At 74.0% G+C, this 16,002-nt stretch carries 16 protein-coding genes; 7 read left to right on the plus strand and 9 right to left on the minus strand.

Annotated features, from left to right (window positions below; genetic code table 11):
- Positions 1 to 13: 13 nt before the first annotated feature.
- Positions 14 to 526 (plus strand): GNAT family N-acetyltransferase, encoded by a 513-nt coding sequence (locus tag GBN72_RS13050; protein WP_151771839.1) that lies wholly within the window; start codon positions 14 to 16, stop codon positions 524 to 526.
- Between the two features lie 73 nt (positions 527 to 599).
- Here GBN72_RS13050 and GBN72_RS13055 read toward each other — a convergent pair whose 3' ends face one another.
- Complete coding sequence (locus tag GBN72_RS13055; RefSeq protein WP_151771840.1) at positions 600 to 1,295, minus strand: demethylmenaquinone methyltransferase; 696 nt, start codon at positions 1,293 to 1,295, stop codon at positions 600 to 602.
- A gap of 237 nt (positions 1,296 to 1,532) precedes the next feature.
- Between GBN72_RS13055 and GBN72_RS13060 the strand changes: the two genes are divergently transcribed.
- The 3 genes from GBN72_RS13060 (at position 1,533) to GBN72_RS13070 (ending at position 3,737) form a co-directional block, all read left to right on the plus strand.
- Positions 1,533 to 2,045 (plus strand): SigE family RNA polymerase sigma factor, encoded by a 513-nt coding sequence (locus GBN72_RS13060; protein WP_151771841.1) that lies wholly within the window; start codon positions 1,533 to 1,535, stop codon positions 2,043 to 2,045.
- Between the two features lie 35 nt (positions 2,046 to 2,080).
- Positions 2,081 to 2,839 carry a hypothetical protein gene (locus GBN72_RS13065; protein WP_151771842.1) on the plus strand — a complete coding sequence of 253 codons (759 nt, stop codon included), beginning with the start codon at positions 2,081 to 2,083 and terminating at the stop codon, positions 2,837 to 2,839.
- 88 nt (positions 2,840 to 2,927) lie between these two features.
- Positions 2,928 to 3,737 carry a DUF3152 domain-containing protein gene (locus GBN72_RS13070; RefSeq protein WP_246212441.1) on the plus strand — a complete coding sequence of 270 codons (810 nt, stop codon included), beginning with the start codon at positions 2,928 to 2,930 and terminating at the stop codon, positions 3,735 to 3,737.
- 63 nt (positions 3,738 to 3,800) lie between these two features.
- On the opposite strand, the gene GBN72_RS13075 is transcribed toward GBN72_RS13070, so the two are convergent.
- From GBN72_RS13075 to GBN72_RS13105, 5 genes are all read right to left on the minus strand, one after another.
- Entirely contained in the window at positions 3,801 to 4,358 is a 558-nt protein-coding gene (locus GBN72_RS13075) for an imidazolonepropionase-like domain-containing protein (protein WP_151771844.1), read from the minus strand.
- An 11-nt stretch (positions 4,359 to 4,369) separates the two neighbouring features.
- Positions 4,370 to 5,572 carry a cyclic dehypoxanthinyl futalosine synthase gene (gene mqnC, locus GBN72_RS13080; RefSeq protein WP_151771845.1) on the minus strand — a complete coding sequence of 401 codons (1,203 nt, stop codon included), beginning with the start codon at positions 5,570 to 5,572 and terminating at the stop codon, positions 4,370 to 4,372.
- Between the two features lie 683 nt (positions 5,573 to 6,255).
- Positions 6,256 to 6,984 (minus strand): prepilin peptidase, encoded by a 729-nt coding sequence (locus GBN72_RS13095; RefSeq protein ID WP_151772030.1) that lies wholly within the window; start codon positions 6,982 to 6,984, stop codon positions 6,256 to 6,258.
- Positions 6,985 to 7,033: 49 nt separating this feature from the next.
- Positions 7,034 to 7,459, minus strand: a complete 426-nt coding sequence (locus tag GBN72_RS13100; protein WP_151771848.1) for a DUF4259 domain-containing protein — start codon at positions 7,457 to 7,459, stop codon at positions 7,034 to 7,036.
- A 154-nt stretch (positions 7,460 to 7,613) separates the two neighbouring features.
- Positions 7,614 to 8,462, minus strand: coding sequence for a menaquinone biosynthetic enzyme MqnA/MqnD family protein (locus GBN72_RS13105; RefSeq protein WP_151771849.1), 849 nt, complete (start codon positions 8,460 to 8,462; stop codon positions 7,614 to 7,616).
- A 353-nt stretch (positions 8,463 to 8,815) separates the two neighbouring features.
- Here GBN72_RS13105 and GBN72_RS13115 point away from each other — a divergent pair, with 353 nt between their 5' ends.
- A complete protein-coding gene (locus tag GBN72_RS13115; RefSeq protein WP_108954893.1) occupies positions 8,816 to 9,019 on the plus strand; it encodes a cold-shock protein in 204 nt (67 codons plus the stop codon).
- A 169-nt stretch (positions 9,020 to 9,188) separates the two neighbouring features.
- Here GBN72_RS13115 and GBN72_RS13120 read toward each other — a convergent pair whose 3' ends face one another.
- Positions 9,189 to 10,478, minus strand: coding sequence for an acetyl-CoA C-acetyltransferase (locus tag GBN72_RS13120; protein WP_151771851.1), 1,290 nt, complete (start codon positions 10,476 to 10,478; stop codon positions 9,189 to 9,191).
- Between the two features lie 145 nt (positions 10,479 to 10,623).
- Here GBN72_RS13120 and GBN72_RS13125 point away from each other — a divergent pair, with 145 nt between their 5' ends.
- On the plus strand, positions 10,624 to 11,937 hold the full coding sequence (locus GBN72_RS13125) for a 3-oxoacyl-ACP reductase (protein ID WP_151771852.1): 1,314 nt from the start codon (positions 10,624 to 10,626) through the stop codon (positions 11,935 to 11,937).
- Positions 11,938 to 11,941: 4 nt separating this feature from the next.
- Complete coding sequence (locus GBN72_RS13130) at positions 11,942 to 12,979, plus strand: MaoC/PaaZ C-terminal domain-containing protein (RefSeq protein WP_246212442.1); 1,038 nt, start codon at positions 11,942 to 11,944, stop codon at positions 12,977 to 12,979.
- 40 nt (positions 12,980 to 13,019) lie between these two features.
- Here GBN72_RS13130 and GBN72_RS13135 read toward each other — a convergent pair whose 3' ends face one another.
- Together GBN72_RS13135 and GBN72_RS13140 are read right to left on the minus strand one after the other, a co-directional pair.
- Positions 13,020 to 13,673, minus strand: coding sequence for a TetR/AcrR family transcriptional regulator (locus GBN72_RS13135; RefSeq protein WP_151771853.1), 654 nt, complete (start codon positions 13,671 to 13,673; stop codon positions 13,020 to 13,022).
- Positions 13,674 to 13,814: 141 nt separating this feature from the next.
- Complete coding sequence (locus GBN72_RS13140) at positions 13,815 to 15,989, minus strand: MMPL family transporter (protein ID WP_151771854.1); 2,175 nt, start codon at positions 15,987 to 15,989, stop codon at positions 13,815 to 13,817.
- Positions 15,990 to 16,002: the final 13 nt, after the last annotated feature.

Raw genomic sequence — 16,002 nt, forward strand, 5'->3', positions numbered from 1 at the left:
GAAGGCAGACCCCGTGAACCGAACGCTTCCCGTGGTGAGACTCCGCGTCCCGACCGACGAGGACGCCTGGACCTGGCACGAGCTCTTCGACGACCCGGAGGTGATGGAGTTCTTCGGCGGCGTCTCCCGGGACGTCTCCTCCTACCAGCTGAGCACGGCCCGCCAGCGCAGGAACGCGGCCGAACACGGCTACTGCTTCTGGTCGGTGCTCGACGAGGAGGAAAGGGTGATGGGCTTCGTCGGCGCCCAGCCGTGGCCGCAGGACTGGGGGCCGGCGGTCGGCGAGATCGAGATCGGCTGGCGGCTGGGCCGCCGGTACTGGGGACGGGGCTACGTGACCGCGGCGGCCCGGCAGACGCTGGAGCGGGTCCGGGAGGCCGGGGTCGAGTCGGTGGTGGCGATGGTCGACGCGGAGAACGAGCGGTCCGTCGCGGTCACCCGGAGGCTGGGCATGGAGCTCGTCCAGCGGTTCGTCACCCCGGACCTGGGTCGGGAGGGGCACATGTACCGGCTCTCCCTGGTCTGACGCCGCGGGAGGTGGGACCGGGTGCCACGGCACGGGGTCCGGCGGCTCGCCGGGCCCCGCCGCCACGGCCCCGTCAGACCCGCTTGAACCCCCGGTGCAGCGCCACGATGCCGCCCGTGAGGTTGCGCCAGGCCACCTCGCTCCAGCCTGCCTTGCCCAGCAGGGCCGCCAGGGACGGCTGGTCGGGCCACTCCTGGATCGACTCGGCCAGGTACACGTACGCGTCCGGGTTGGACGAGACGGCCCGCGCCACCGGCGGCAGCGCCTTCATCAGGTACTCCATGTAGACCGTGCGGAACGGCGCCCACACCGGCCGGCTGAACTCGCTGATCACCACGCGCCCGCCGGGCTTGGTGACCCGGTACATCTCGGCGAGCGCGGTGTCGGTGTCCTGCACGTTGCGCAGGCCGAAGGAGATGGTGACGGCGTCGAACGTGCCGTCCGCGAACGGGAGCCGGGTCGCGTCGCCCGCCGTGAACGGCATCCACGGGTGGCGTTCCTTGCCGACCCGGAGCATGCCGAGGGAGAAGTCGCACGGCACCACGTACGCCCCGGCCTCCGCGAACGGCTGCGAGGAGGTCGCCGTACCGGCCGCCAGGTCCAGCACCTTCTGCCCCGGACGCGCGTCCACCGCCTTGGCGACCGCCTTGCGCCACAACCGGGCCTGGCCCAGGGACAGCACGTCGTTGGTCAGGTCGTAGCGTTTCGCCACCCCGTCGAACATCGAGGCGACTTCGTGCGGCTGCTTGTCCAAGGATGCGCGGGTCACGCCGCCCATTGTTGCAGCCGCCTTCCGGCCGGACACCGATGCCCCGGCGGTCGTCGGCCCGCGCCGTTCCCACGGCCCGGAACCCACCCGCAACCCCCGGCCCGGAACCCGCTGCTCGGGACCGGGCCTCGAAAACTCCGGTTCCCTCTCAACCTTTTCGCGGCCGGCGCGATCGAACCAGGGTGAGTGATGTGACGGCGGCCCGCCCGCCGCCACCGAGACACGGGGAGGGTGTGTATGCCGGACTCCGACCGGCGACGGGACTTCGAGGAGTACGCGCGCGCCGCACAGGGCCGTCTGTACCGGACGGCCTACCTGCTGTGCGGGAACGCGGAGAACGCCCGTGACCTGGTGCAGACGACGCTGGCGAGGCTGTTCCAGTACTGGCGGCGCGCGCAGGCCGCCGACTGCCTGGACGGTTACGCCCGGACGGTCCTCACCCGGGTCTACCTCGCGGAACGGCGACGCGGTCTGCGCGACCTGCTCCACCACAGCCGCCAGGATCCGGTGGTCGCCGGACCACAGCCCGACCTCCGGGTGACCCTGCTCGCCGCGCTGGCCGAACTGCCGCCGCGCGCACGGGCGATGGTCGTACTGCGCTACTGGGAGGACCAGAGCGTGTCGGCCGTAGCCCATCAGCTGCGGTGCAGCGAGTCGACGGTCAAGAGCCAGTGCTCCCGCTCCCTCGCCCGGCTCCGGGAACAACTCGGCGACGCGCACGCCTACGCCGCCGAGGTCCCCTCGCGATGACGCCCCGCCCATGACAACGGAAGAGAGGCACTCCCATGTCCCACGACGACGAGACCCTGCTGGTCCGGGACCTCATGCGGCGCACCGCCGACGAGCTCCCCGCCCTGCCCGATCTGACCCCCGAGGCGGTGCGGCTGGGGCGACGCCGCCGGACCCGGCTGCGGACGGCGGCGTTCGCCGGGGTCGCCGGCGCGGCGGCCGCCTGCGTGGCGGCCCTTCCCCTGCCCGGCCCGTGGGCCGGAGAGCCTGGCGGGGCCGCACCGGCCGCCCCGGCACACGCCGTGCCGTCGCGCGGCCCCGGCACGACGCAGAGCGGACAACTCCAGGAGTTCCAGCAGCGGACGGCCGCCACCCTCGGCGCCACCCTGGGCGGGCGGCTGGGGACGATCCAGCCGGAGGCGGACCGGGCGGACCGGTACCGGGCGGCGGGCGGCGTCGGGGCGGACACCTTCCTGGTGGTGATCACCGTGCGTCCCGCGTACAGCGACCCGCCGAGGTGCGTGGACATTCCCGAGAAGCACTCCCGCTGCGCGTCCGTGACCCTCCCTGACGGCACCGTGGGCGCCTTCCGCACCGAGCCGATGGACGGCGGTCCGCTGACCGGTGTCTCGTTCACCCATGCCCACGAGGGCTCCGAGGTCGAACTCGCCGTCCACCCCGACCATGCCGTCGGACTCGTGCCGCCGATCACCGTGGAGCAGCTCGCGGAGGCCGCCGAGGACGCCCGGCTGCTGACCGCCCTCCGGCGGGCGGCAGGCAGCCCTCTCTTCGAGGAGGGCCGGTCCGATGGGTGAGCGTGGTCGGCGCCGGGCCGTCCCGGCGGGCCGGGCCGGGTTACGCCGGGCCCGCCACAGACGCCGTCGTGCCCTGTTCGGAATCTGCGTGGCGCTGTGTCTGGGCACGACGGCGACGGTGGCGGCGATCGGCCGGCCGGTGGTGCCGGGGCTGCCCGGCCTGTCCGCGGACGCGCGGTCCACGCCGTCCCCCGGCCGCCCGGCGGCCGCCTCCCGCACACCGCCGGCCACGTCGTCGGCCACACCGGCGGCCACACCGGGGGCCACACCGGGGGCCTCGGCTTCGGGTCCGCGGCCGTCCGCCGGGTCGGAGCGGGACGAGGAGCCGGAACCTCCGGCCGTCCCCGAGTCGGGTCCGGGGACGTTCACCGTCGCCCGGGCCGGCGCCGTGACCGGCGGCGGGTACCCGTACCGGGTGGAGGTGGAGGACGACAGCGGCGTCGACCCGGACGGGGCGGCCGCCCGGATCGCCGAGATCCTCGCCGACGAGCGGGGCTGGGCCCGTGACGGCCGCACGTCCTTCCGCCAGGTCGACGACGACAGCGCCACGCTCGTCATCCGGATAGCCACCCCGGACACCACCGACCGGCTGTGCGCCCGCTACGGCCTGGACACCGGCGGCGAGGTCAACTGCCGCGCCGGCCGGACCGTCGCCGTCAACCTGCGGCGCTGGCAACTCGGTTCGCCCCGGTTCGCCGGCTCGCCCGACGAGTACCGGGCGCTGATCATCAACCACGAGGTGGGCCACTGGCTCGGCCACGGCCACAGGGGCTGCCCCGGTCCGGGCCGCAGGGCCCCGGTGATGATGCAGCAGATCAAGGGCCTGGACGGCTGTGTGTCCAACGCCTGGCCCTACGCGGAGAACGGGACGTACCTCTCCGGGCCGTCCGTCCCCTGACCGTCCGGTGCTCCGGTGTACGCCCGACGTGGCGTCGGCCCGGCAAGGCGTCGACGCGACCGGTCAGCGGCGGCGGAAGACGAGGCGGCCCGCCAGGACGGTGGTCAGGCAGCTGCCGTCGGGGGCGTGGACGGTGAAGTCTGCCGTCCCGGAGGTGCGCAGGGGCGGGGGCGGGGACGGCGCCACGTGGAGACCGGAGCGGGCGACGGCGGCGGCGACGGCGGGCCTGGTGAACGGACCGGCGAGAACGGTGGTGCCGCGGGCCAGCAGGCGTTGCACACCGCGGCGGGCGCTGTGCCCCCACCGGGTGTCCGTCATGGACAGGGCGGCGGCGGCCAGCGCCTCCCCGGTCAGCGGCTCCGTGCCCAGTTCACCGGCCTCGCGGGGGTCGGGCCAGTAGGCGGACTCCAGGAGGGCGACGGCGTCCGGCTCGTACCGGCCGGGGGTGAGGACGCCCTCCCAGTCCCGTACGCGGGCCCGCGCGCCGTACTCGGCGAGCAGGTCGGCGGCCGGACCGATCGCGTCGATCCGGTCGCCCCGCACGACGACCGCGTACCCGGGCTCGCGAGGGCCGCCCTCGGCGACGGCCACTCCCCCCGCGGGGCGGTGGATCGTCAGCAACGGCCCGGCCCTCAGCCCGCGTCGACGATCTGCAGCTCCGGGTGGGCGATGCCGCGCTCGATCGCCGTGGAGGAGATGTGCGAGGTGACGCGGTCGCCGTCGCCCGGGTCGTTCGCCGGGTCGTCGTGCACCACGAGGTGCTCGTAGGTGGTCGCGCGCTGCGCGGGGACGCGGTCCGCGGCGCGGATCAGGTCGATGATCTCCTGCCGGTTCGAGCGGTGCCGGGCACCGGCCGAGGAGACCACGTTCTCCTCCAGCATGATCGAGCCGAGGTCGTCCGCGCCGTAGTGCAGGGAGAGCTGTCCGGCCTCCTTGCCCGTGGTCAGCCACGAGCCCTGGATGTGGGTGACGTTGTCCAGGAAGAGGCGCGCGACGGCGATCATCCGCAGGTACTCGAAGAGCGTGGCCTGGGTGCGGCCCTTCAGGTGGTTGTTCTCCGGCTGGTACGTGTACGGGATGAAGGCGCGGAACCCGCCCGTGCGGTCCTGCACCTCGCGGATCATCCGCAGGTGCTCGATCCGCTCCGCGTTGGTCTCGCCGGTGCCCATCAGCATGGTCGTCGTGGACTCGACGCCCAGCCCGTGGGCGGTCTCCATGATCTCCAGCCAGCGCTCGCCGCTCTCCTTCAGCGGGGCGATCGCCTTGCGCGGACGCGCGGGCAGCAGCTCGGCGCCCGCGCCGGCGAAGGAGTCCAGGCCGGCCCGGTGGATCCGGGTGATGGCCTCCTCGACGGAGACGCCGGAGATCCGGGCCATGTGCTCCACCTCGGAGGCGCCCAGGCTGTGGATGACCAGCTGCGGGAAGGCGTCCTTGATGGCCTTGAAGTGGGACTCGTAGTACTCGACGCCGTAGTCCGGGTGGTGCCCGCCCTGGAACATGATCTGGGTACCGCCCAGCTCGACCGTCTCCGCGCAGCGGCGCAGGATGTCGTCGAGGTCGCGGGTCCAGCCCTTCTTGGTGTCCTTGGGGGCCGCGTAGAAGGCGCAGAACTTGCACGCGGTGACGCACACGTTGGTGTAGTTGATGTTGCGCTCGATGATGTACGTCGCGATGTGCTCGGTACCGGCGAACTTGCGGCGGCGGACGGCGTCGGCGGCCTGGCCGAGGGCGTGCAGCGGGGCGTCGCGGAGGAGGGCGACCGCCTCCTCCGGAGTGATCCGCCCACCATCGGCGGCACGGTCGAGCACAGACTGAAGTTCGGCCTTCTCGGTCACCGATGCGTCCCTTTCGTCAAGGGTTTGGACGGACCGCCTCAGCCTACGCCAGCCCTCCGGGCGGACCACCGCAGCCTCGGGCCTGCGGAGGGCCACCCACCCGCGGGGTGAGTGTTTCCGCTGGTCACCGCCTGTGGCGGGTGTCAACCCCCGGCCTGCGGCCCGTGGTCCCGCCGGCCGATGCGCAATGCCGAGGAGGACGAGAGGGCGGCACACCGCCCGCCGCCCGGACACCGGGGGTCGCCCGCGCCTTCGCCGCCACCGGGGGTGCCCGGCCTCGCGGGGCCGGACGCACACGGAATGCCGTATCGATCCGATGCGGAGCAACAGCCCGCGGAAGCTTCCGCGTTACGGGAGGACATGCGCCCGCCTGCACGTCAACGGCACTCGGCTCGCGAGCCGGTGCCACCACATCACCCGGTGAGGCGCGCCATGCACGAGCAGCGGTCCGAGCACCGAACGGATCCCGGAGGACCGGAGGCGGAAGGCCGCCGCCGGGCTTCCGTCGCCGCGTTCGTGGCCGGCGTCGTCGCGGGGCTCGGCTTCCTCCTGTTCTTCCCTGGACTGCCCCATGTCATCGACCGGGGGGCGCTTCCGGTGGCGCCGGCCCTCGGTGTCGTGGCACGGGCCGGGTGCCTGGCCTGGCCGGACCGGAGAGGGGCGGACCGTTCGCGGCGGTGAGGTCACGCGGCGTGGGCGGCGGCGAGGAGAGCGCAATAGGTGCCGAGCAGCAGGCAGGGGCCGAAGGGCATCTCCGTCCGGCGGCCGCCGCGACGCAGCGCGATCAGGGCCAGGCCGTGGAGACCGCCCAGCAGGAAGCCGAGGAACGCTCCCAGGAACACGGCGCCCCAGCCGTACCAGCCGAGGACCGCACCGGCCGCCAGGGCGAGCTTGACGTCGCCGAAGCCCATGCCGGCCGGGCTGATGAGGTGCAGGGCGAGGAAGCCGCCGGCGAGCGCGACGGCGCCGAGCAGCGCGCCGGTCCACCGCCCCGCGTGCTCGGGGAGGAGCGCGGCCACGCCCAGCAGGACCGCCGCGGTGGCGGCCAGCGGCAGTGTCAGCACGTCGGGCAGCCGGTGGACCCGGAGGTCGACGGCGGCGAGGAGTACGCCCACGGGGGTCAGGAGCAGCCAGACGGCCAGCTCCGGGCGCGGCCCGGTGGCCGCCGCGAGGGCCGCGCACAGGACGGCGGCGACGACGGGCAGGGCGACGTGCCCGCTGCCGTACGGGCCGGGGCACCCGCGGCAGCGCGCGGGGCCGAGCCAGCCGGGCAGCGGGTGGCCGTCGGGGCACTCGGCGCGCCACGGCTGTTCGGGCGCCACCGCCAGCCGGTGGGCGGGCCGGCCCAGCAGCAGCCCGGCCGCCGCCCCCCACACCGCGGCCACCAGCGCCGTCAGCCAGACCTCGGTCATCACGTCCCCAGCCTAGGCCGGGCCGCGGTCGGGCAACCGCCGACGCCGGTCACCCGAAGGCGAGTTGCTCGCCCACCGGCTCCGGCAGCAAGGCGTCCCGGAGTCGGCGCACGACGGACAGCCACGCCGGGTCGCCCTCCCAGAGCTCCAGGAGGTCGGACGGCCCCGTGACCACCCGCTCCAGCGACTCGGCGGCCGGCGCCCGCAGGCCCGTCAGGTCGGGGAGCGGCTCGTCCGGCGCGTAGGGCGTGTCCACGGGTTCGCCGCGCGGGCACTGCCCGGCGACCAGGGCGGCCGCCGCGACCGCCTCCTCGCCCAAGGGGGCGTCGAGGTGGACGGTGAGGTCCGTCCCGGCCGCCCGGAGGAGCACGGCACGGACCATCTCCAGCCGTTCGCCCTCCGCCGCCTCGTCGAGGGCACCGCAGAAGTCCGCCGCGGTGTCGTTGTCGAACGGGCCTGTGTCCCAGGTGCCCATGGGGGACCGCCTTCCGCCGGGTCGGGGGGATGCGGACTCCCGCACCGCCCGCATCCTGGCATCGGGCACCGACACCGCGAGGGCGGCCGGCACGGCGGCGCACCGCTGCGGCGGGGGCTCGCGGCGGCGCCGCGGGCGCTCCGCTGCCGGTGGTCTACGCCTCCAGCAGGTTCACCGTCACGTCCGCCGGGAAGCCCGTGGTGGGGCCGACGCGGCGGGCGAACTCGGCGACCGCGCCGAGCTGCTCCGGGCCGAAGCGGAAGTCCAGGGTGGTGAAGTACCGCTCGAGGAGTTCGGCGTCGAACGCCTCCCAGCGGGCGGCCTGTTCGGCGACCTTGGTGACCTCCTCCAGGGAGAGGTCGCGGGAGGCGAGGAACGCCTCGTGGACCCGGCGGGTGAGCTCCGGCTCGCGCTCCAGGTAGTCGCGCCGGGCGGCCCAGACGGCGAAGACGAAGGGGAGCCCGGTCCACTCCTTCCACAGCGCGCCGAGGTCGTGGACGGCGAGGCCGAGCCGGGGCGCGTCGTGCAGGCTGGCCCGCAGCGCGGCGTCGCCGATCAGCACGGCGGCGTCCGCCTCCAGCATCATCGCGCCGAGGTCCGGCGGGCAGGTGAAGTACTCGGGCGTGACGCCGAAACGCTCCTGCAGCAGCAGCTGGGCGAGCCGCACGGAGGTGCGGGAGGTGGAGCCGAGGGCGACCCGGGCGCCGTCGAGCCGGTCCAGCGGCAGCTGCGAGACGATCACGCAGGACATCACCGGCCCGTCGCAGCCGACCGCGATGTCCGGGAAGGCGACCAGGTCGTCGGCGTTCTTCAGAAACTCGACCAGGGTGACGGGGCCGATGTCGAGGTCGCCCGCGATCAGCCTCTCGCTGAGCTTCTCCGGCGTGTCCTTGGTCAGTTCCAGGTTGAGGAGCGTCCCAGTTCTCGCGAGCCCCCAGTAGAGGGGCAGGCAGTTCAGGAACTGGATGTGGCCGACGCGCGGCCGGATGCGAGAATTGTCCACATCGCGAGACTAGACCCCGTCCGGCGCAACCCGGCGCTCAGGGTGCTCCTCCGCGCGCCCGCGCGCTCCGACCCGCCCACCCGCCGGTCAGGACCCCCGGTCGCCCACACGGCCCAACCCCACCGTCAACCCCGAACTGCGATTTTTATGCACACGGGTGACGTGATCTTGGCCTCTCTTGCATTCAGGTTCCTGCGTGCTAGGCTCGCCGCAAGTTGCAGTTTGGTTTCCCTTGCAGTACAGAGCCTGCGGAGCATGTGACCGCGGGCTCTCGTCGTTTTCAGACTTGTGCAGTTGTTTCGGACACTTGCAGGTTCTGGAGCAGGGCAACCCTTTGGGCCCAAGGAGGGCTTATGGCTACCGGAACCGTGAAGTGGTTCAACGCCGAAAAGGGCTTTGGCTTCATCGCCCAGGAAGGCGGCGGCCCCGACGTCTTCGTCCACTACTCCGCGATCAACGCGAGCGGTTTCCGCTCCCTCGAGGAGAACCAGGCGGTGACGTTCGACGTGACCCAGGGTCCGAAGGGCCCGCAGGCGGAGAACGTCACCCCGCAGTAAGCCTCCGGCTCGAAGAGAGCCCGATGCTCTGCTCCGGTTGAGTTGATTCCGGAACGAGTGCAGTACCCAAGGAGCCCCCTGCCGGCTGTCGCCGGCGCCCGGGGGCTCCTGCCTTTTTCCGCCCCTTCCGTCGCTTCCGCCTCTTCGCTTCCGCGCGCCGTGGTGCGGCTCAGGCCCGTTCGAGGATCGCCGTGACGCCCTGGCCGCCGGCCGCGCAGACGGAGATCAGGCCCCGCCCCGGAGCGTCCCGCTCGGCGAGCAGCTTGGCCAGCGTGGCGACCACCCGGGCTCCGGTGGCGGCGAACGGGTGGCCGGTCGCCAGCGAGGAGCCGGCCACGTTCAGCCGGTCCCGGTCCACCGGGGCCAGCCCCTGCTTCTCCCAGGCGGCCAGGGTGGCCAGCACCTGGGAGGCGAACGCCTCGTGGATCTCGACCAGGTCGAAGTCCTCGATGCCCAGCCCGGCCCGCTCCAGCATCCGCGGCACCGCGTGGGCGGGGGCCATCAGCAGGCCGTCCTCCCCGTCCGCGACGTCGCCGTGCACGAAGTCCACGGCCTCCGTCCGGTACGCGGTCAGGTAGGCCAGCGGCTCCAGGCCGCGGGCCGCGGCCCACTCCTCGCTCGCCAGCAGGACGGTGGCCGCGCCGTCGGTGAGCGGCGTGGAGTTGCCGGCCGTCATCGTCGGCCCGGGGCCCTTCACGCCGAAGACCGGCTCGAGGGTCGCCAGCTTCTCCACCGTGGAGCCGGGCCGCAGGTTCTGGTCCCTCGCCAGGCCCCTGAACGGCACCACCAGGTCCTGGAAGAAGCCGCGTTCGTAGGCGGCGGCCAGCTTCCGGTGGCTGGCCGCGGCCAGTTCGTCCTGCGCCTCGCGGGTGACACCCCAGGCCCGCGCGGTGATCGCCGCGTGCTCGCCCATGGACAGGTGGGTGCGCGGCTCGGCGTTGCGCGGGATGTCGGGAACGAGGTGGGACGGGCGCACCTGGGCCAGCGCCTTCAGCCGGGCGCCCGCCGACCTGGCCCGGCGTGCCTCCAGCAGGATCCTGCGCAGCCGGTCGTTGAGGCCCAGCGGCGCGTCGCTGGCGGTGTCGGCCCCGCCGGCGATCCCCGATTCCAGCTGACCCAGCATGATCTTGTTGGCGACCGCGATCACCGCCTGGAGGCCGGTGCCGCAGGCCTGCTGGATGTCGTAGGCGGGCGTCCTGGGGTCGAGCCGGGAACCCAGCACCGTCTCCCGGGCCAGGTTGAAGTCGCGGCTGTGCTTGAGCACCGCGCCGGCCACGAACTCGCCCACCGCTCCGGGCTCCCGGAGGTCGTGACGCTCGACCAGGCCGTCCAGGGCGGCGGTCAGCATCTCCTGGTTGGACGCCGTGGCGTAGGGGCCGTCGGAGCGCGCGAACGGAATGCGCGTGCCTCCGACGACGGCTACCCGGCGGGTCGCCGGGGGCTGCAGGGGATCGCTCATCTCGGGCCTGCTCCTTACGTCGAGCCACGTACCGCCCTAGCATCGGCGGCCGGTGAACGAGCCTACGAGCCGAGGCTTACCATCGGTAACCTTACTCCAGAGTAAGCCACCCCCCGTCCGCACAGCACACGCCTGGAGCCCCCACATGGCCGACCGCTATCAGAGCTTCACCCGGACCGCGCCCGGCCGCTTCCTCACCAGGCGCCTGGGCCTGCCGCAGCCCGCCCCCCTGCACCGCTGGTCGGCCGAGCGGCCCCGCCTGGACGGCCCGGTGCTCCACCTGTCCGCGGGCAGACCCGCCCTCGACCTGGCGCCGGTCCTCGCCCGCACCGGGCTGGACGTGCGTACCGGCGGCGCCGAACGGCCCGCCGCGGTACTGCTCGACGCCACCGGGGTGCGGACCGTGGAGGCGCTGGCCGAGGTGCACGGGGCGCTGCACCCGGTGGTCCGCTCGATCGCCGGCTCCGGCCGGGTGGTCGTCCTCGGCGCGCCGCTGGATGCCGCCGACCACCACCAGTCGGCGGTCCAGCAGGGCCTGGAGGGCTTCGTCCGCTCGCTGGGCAAGGAGATCGGCCGGGGCAGGACCGTCAACCTGGTCCGCCTCACCGACGCGGCCTCGGCCGAGTCCACGCTGCGGTTCCTGCTGTCGCCGAGGTCGGCGTTCGTCGACGGCCAGGTGATCGGGGTCGACGAGGTGGAGGTGACCGCCCCGGAGGACTGGGACCGCCCGCTGGCCGGGCGCACCGCGCTGGTCACCGGCGCCGCACGGGGCATCGGCGCGGCCGTCGCCGAGACCCTGGCGCGCGACGGCGCCCACGTGGTCGTGCTGGACGTGCCGCAGGCCGAGGACGAGGCCCGCGCCCTCGCCGGGCGGCTGGGCGGAACCGCCCTGGGGCTGGACATCACCGCGGCGGACGCCGCCGACCGGATCGCCGCCGTGCTGCCGGACGGCCGGCTGGACGTGCTGGTCCACAACGCGGGCATCACCCGTGACCGGCGCCTGGTCAACATGCCCGCCGAGCGCTGGAGTTCGGTGCTCGACGTCAACCTGGCGAGCGTGCTGCACACCACCGACACCCTGCTGGCGCAGGGGCTGATCCCGCGCGGCGGCCGCGTCACCGCCACCGCCTCCATCGCGGGCATCGCCGGCAACTCCGGCCAGACCAACTACGCGGCCAGCAAGGCGGGCGTCGTCGGGCTGGTCCGCGCGCTGGCGCCGCGGGCGCTCGCCGAGCACGGGGTCACCGTCAACGCGGTGGCGCCGGGCTTCATCGAGACCAAGATGACGGCGGCGGTCCCGCTGGTGATCCGGGAGGCCGGGCGGCGGATGAACTCCCTGGTCCAGGGCGGTCTGCCGGTGGACGTCGCGGAGACCCACGCCTGGTTCGCGAGCCCCGCCTCCGGCGGCGTCAACGGCCAGGTGGTCCGGGTCTGCGGCCAGAGTCTGCTGGGGGCGTGAGGGCATGACCGAGGCGATGTCCGGGCCCGGCCCGGAGGGGATATGCCCCGAGGAGCCGCGTTCCGGGGAGGCGCGCTCCGGGGAGGCGCACCCCGGGGAGACGCGCTCCGAGGACCCGCACCCCGAGGAGACGCACCCCGAGGAGACGCGCAGCGTGGTGCTGACGCGGGTTCCCGCGCTGGCGCCGCTGCTGGCCCGCGGTGCGCTGCTCTCCCCCACCAAGCGGCCCCGTCCGGACGCGCCGTTCCCGCGCACCCGGCTGGTGCTGCCCGCGGTGCGGGCGGACACGGAGCGGCTCGCCGCGTACGAGCGGATCTGCGGGTTCGGCGGCGACGGGACGCTGCCGGTCACCTATCCGCACGTGCTCGGGTTCGCGCCGACGATGCGGCTGATGAGCGAGCGGGCGTTCCCGCTGCCGGTGCTGGGGCTGGTGCACACGTCCATCGCGGTCACCCGGCGGGCCGCGATGCCGGCGCGGGAGCGGTACGAGATCGCGGTGCGGGTCGCCGGGCTGGCGGCACACCGGCGGGGCACGGAGGCGAGGGTCGTCACGGAGGCCTCCGCCGACGGGGAGGTGGTGTGGGAGTCGCGCAGTACGTACCTGGCGCGGCACCGGGTTCCCGTTCCCTCTCCCGACGCCGACGCCGACGCCGGCACCGACGCCCCGGACGAGGGCGGGGCCGGGGCCGGGGCCCGCGGCGGGTCCCCCGTGGAGCGTGAGCCGTTGCCGGAGGTGGCGCAGTGGCGGCTCCCCGGTGACCTGGGGCGGCGGTACGGGGCCGCGTCCGGGGACCGGAACCCGATCCACCTCACGGCGGCGACGGCGCGGCTCTTCGGGTTCCCCCGGGCGATAGCGCACGGCATGTGGACGGCGGCGCGGTCCGTGGCGGCGTTCGGGGTGCCGGACGAGGTGGACGTGGCGGTGCGGTTCAAGGCGCCGGTGCTGCTGCCGGGCCGGGTGACCTACGCCGCGTCCGGCCCCCGCTTCGAGCTCCGCGGCCCCGACCACCTCCACCTGGAGGGCGAGGCCACCCCGCGCTAGCGACCCCCCGGAATCCCGGGGCGGCCGCCCCGGCGGGCGGTCAGGTGGGGGGCGGGAGCCAGGGGCGGCCGGTGGTGAGGTTGGCGAGGCCGGCCCAGGAGAAGTTCATCAGGGTCGCGGCCGCCTGCCGCGCCGAGACCCCCTCCGTGGCGTTGGCCCACGCGGCCAGCGACTCCGCCGCCCCCACCAGCGCCTCGGCCAGCCCCGCGACCTCCCGTTCCGGCAGGTCGGGGTCCTGGTGGGCCGCCCTCGCCCCCACCGCGATCAACCGCGTGACCAGCGCGACCAGTTCCTTGCGCATCGCCGCCACCTCCGCGGCGAACGGCTCGCCGTGCGTGCGGGCCTGGACGTGCAACACCGCCCATCCGTCGGGATGTTCGGCGGTGTGACGGAAGAACGCGTGCAGTCCTTCCCAGAGTTGGCGGTCGGCGGCCTGCCCGGAGTCGGCGACGCCCGCCCGGACCGCCTCCGTCAGCGCCTTCGCCTCCCGGCGTATGCAGGCCGTGAACAGGTCTTCCTTGGAATGCAGGTAGAGGTACACCAACGGCTTGGACACGCCCGCCAGTTCGGCCACCTCGTCCATCGACGCGCCCCGGTACCCCCGGCGGCCGAAGACCTGGACGGCGGCGTCCATCATCTGTCGTTCGCGCTCTGCCCGTGGCAGGCGACGGGTCCGCACCGCTCCTCCAACCATGCGGCCACCCTATGCCGCCGTCCGCCGGCCGGAACCCCTCCTTCAAGCCGAGGCCCGGCGCGCCCGGCACCCCCGCGCCCCCACCCGCGACGACGAGGCCCCGGCGGAAATCCGCCGGGGCCTCGCGCACACGACGCGGCGTCAGCCGACCGCGACCTTCTCCCGGTCGGGAGCCGTCCCGTCCAGCGCGTGACGGAGCTTCTCCCCCTCGATGTCGAGGTCCGGCAGGGCACGGTCCAGCCACTTCGGCAGCCACCACGCACCGCGGCCCAGCAGCGACATGACCGCCGGCACCAGCGTCATGCGGACGACGAACGCGTCGACCACCACGCCGACCGCGAGGGCGAAGCCGACGGACTTGATGATCGGGTCGTGCGCGAAGACGAAGCCCGCGAAGACGGCCGTCATGATCAGCGCCGCGGCCGTCACGACCCGCGCGTTGTGGCCGAGCCCGTTGACGGTGGCCTGGCGGGGGGTGTCGCCGTGGACGAAGTCCTCGCGCATCCGGGAGACGAGGAACACCTCGTAGTCCATGGCGAGGCCGAAGAGGATGCCGATGAGGATGATCGGCAGGAAGCTGACCAGCGGCCCCGGCGTGTCCACACCGATCAGGTCGGCGAGGTGGCCGTCCTGGAACACCGCCGTGGTCAGGCCGAAGGTGGCGCCGACGGTGAGCAGGAAGCCGAGGGCGGCCTTCACCGGCACCAGGACCGAGCGGAACACCAGCATCAGCAGCAGGACGGAGAGGCCCACCACCAGCAGCAGGTAGACCGGCAGCGCGTCCGCCAGCTTCTCGGAGATGTCGATGCCGATGGCGGTGATGCCGGTCAGGGCGACGTCGGCGCCCTGGACGTCGGCGACCTTGCCGCGGATGGCGTGGACGGTGTCCTCGGTGGCCGGGTCGGTCGGGCCGGTGGTCGGGACCACCGCGACCAGCGCGGTCGTGCCGTCCTGGTTGAACTGCGGCGGCGCGACGGCCGCGACGCCCTTGACGTCCTGGACCAGCGCGGCGACGTCCTCGACGGCGGCCTTGGTGGCGGCCGCGCCGTCACCGGAGACGACGGCCATCAGGCGGCCGTTGAAGCCGGGGCCGAAGCCCTCGGCGGTCAGGTCGAACGCCTGCCGTTCGGTGGTCTCGACGGCGGCCGTGCCGGCGTCCGGGAGGGCCAGGTGCATGTCGCGGGCGGGCAGCGTCAGCGCGCCCAGGCCGACGACGCCGACCAGCAGGATCGGGATCCGCAGCTTGAGCACCAGACGGCCCCAGCTGTATCCGAAGCCCTGCTCGACCTCGGCCCCGCCCTTCTCGGCCACCGTGCTGCGCAGCTTGCGCGGCAGGATCTTGTCGCCGGCGAAGGCGAGGACCGCCGGGAGCAGGGTGAGCGCGACCAGCACGGCGACCGCGACGGTGGCCGCGGCGGCCAGGCCCATCGCGGACAGGAACGGCACCCCGACGACGGACAGACCGGCCAGGGCGATGACCACCGTGGCGCCGGCGAAGACCACCGCGGAGCCCGCGGTGCCGATGGCCCGTCCGGCCGCCTCGCGCCGCTCCACGCCCTCGACCAGGAACTGCCGGTAGCGGGAGGTGATGAAGAGGGAGTAGTCGATGCCGACGGCCAGGCCCAGCATCAGCGCCAGCACCGGGCTGGTGCTGTTGAGCTCGACGAAGCCGGTCAGCGCGTACAGCCCGGCCATGCCGACGCCCACGCCCACCAGGGCGTTGAGCAGGGTCATTCCGGCGGCGACCAGCGAGCCGAAGGTGATCACCAGGACCACGGCGGCGATCGCCACACCGATCGCCTCGGTGGAGCCGATCTCCGGCGGGGTCTGGGCGAGTTCGCCGCCGACCTCGACGCGGACGGTGCCGCCCTCGCCGTCGTAGGTCTCGGGCAGCTCGGCGTAGGCGTCGCGCTGCTTGTCGGTGATGTCCGCGATCTCGTCCTTGAACTGGACCTGGACCAGCGCGTACCGCCCGTCGGGCGAGACCGACTGCATCTGGAACGGGTCCATCGCGGCCACCACGCCGGGTATCGCGGCGGCGTCCTTCACCACCGGCGCGACGTCCTGCGGCGTGAGCTTGTCGTCGGAGGTGATCACCACGGAACCGGTGGTGCCCGCGGCCTGCGGGAACTGCTTCCTCAGGGAGTCCATCGCGTGCTGGGACTCGGTCCCCGGCATCCGGAACGCGTTGGTGGTCTCCCCCATGAAGGCCGCCGCGGCACCTCCCATCAGGCCGAGCAGCAGCAGCCATACGGCCACCACCAGGCCGCGGCGGCCGAAGCACGCGCGGCCCAACCGGTAGAGCAAGGTCGCCATGGGAAAGGGGCCC

Origin of the sequence: Streptomyces abyssomicinicus (assembly GCF_008974245.1) — a bacterium.
Lineage (GTDB): Bacteria > Actinomycetota > Actinomycetes > Streptomycetales > Streptomycetaceae > Streptomyces > Streptomyces abyssomicinicus.